The following is an 894-nucleotide window of genomic DNA, read 5'->3' on the forward strand; positions in this document are numbered from 1 at the left end:
GGGTTTTCACGTCGCCGGTGGCCTTCATGACCTCGGCGAAACCCGAAGCGGCGATCATGATGAAACCGATCATCGCCATCATCTTCATGCCTTCGGTGAACAGGTCGTCAGTCTCGCGCCAGCGCACGACACCCGATACCGAGAAGATCAGAAACCCGGCCAGCGCACCGATAATCATCGAGTCCAGCAGCAACTGAATGATGAACGCAGCGGCAATCGCCAGCCCCGCCACCATCAGGGTCAACGGGTTGTACTGCACCGCGACCTGCTCGACCCGCTCGATTTTCTCCAGGTCATACACGCGCTTCTTGCGGTAGCTGACGAACGCCATCAACAACCCGAACACCATGCCCAACGCAGGAATCCCCATGGCATGAGTGACGTTGACACCACTGATGTCCACCCCGCTTCTACTGACGTTGGCCAGCAAGATCTCATTCAGGAAGATGTTGCCAAAGCCCACCGGCAAGAACATGTACGGCGTGATCAGGCCGAAAGTCATGACGCAGGCAATCAGTCGGCGATCCATCTGCAGCCTGGTCAGTACATAAAGCAGTGGCGGCACCAGCAGCGGAATGAAAGCGATGTGGATCGGCAGGACGTTCTGCGAGGCAATGGCCACCACCCAGAGCAACGCGATCAGCAGCCACTTGACCTGCCCGCCACCCGCGGCGTCCTGCCGGTCGACCAGCAGCAAGGCTTTGTCCGCCAGGGCGTGGGCCAGGCCGGATTTGGCAATCGCCACCGCGAAAGCGCCGAGCAACGCGTAGGACAAGGCCACGGTCGCACCGCCGCCCAGGCCACTGTTGAAGGCCTTGAGCGTGGCATCGATGCCCAGGCCGCCCGTCAAACCGCCCACCAGTGCGCCGACGATCAGCGCGATCACCACATGCA

1 protein-coding gene is annotated in these 894 nt (G+C 61.0%); it reads right to left on the reverse strand.

Annotated features, from left to right (window positions below):
• The coding region (locus tag AC1DH9_RS29965; RefSeq protein WP_477809431.1) for a Na+/H+ antiporter NhaC family protein at positions 1 to 894 on the reverse strand (894 nt) is incomplete at both ends.

It is taken from the genome of Pseudomonas sp. 05T35 (assembly GCF_056396605.1).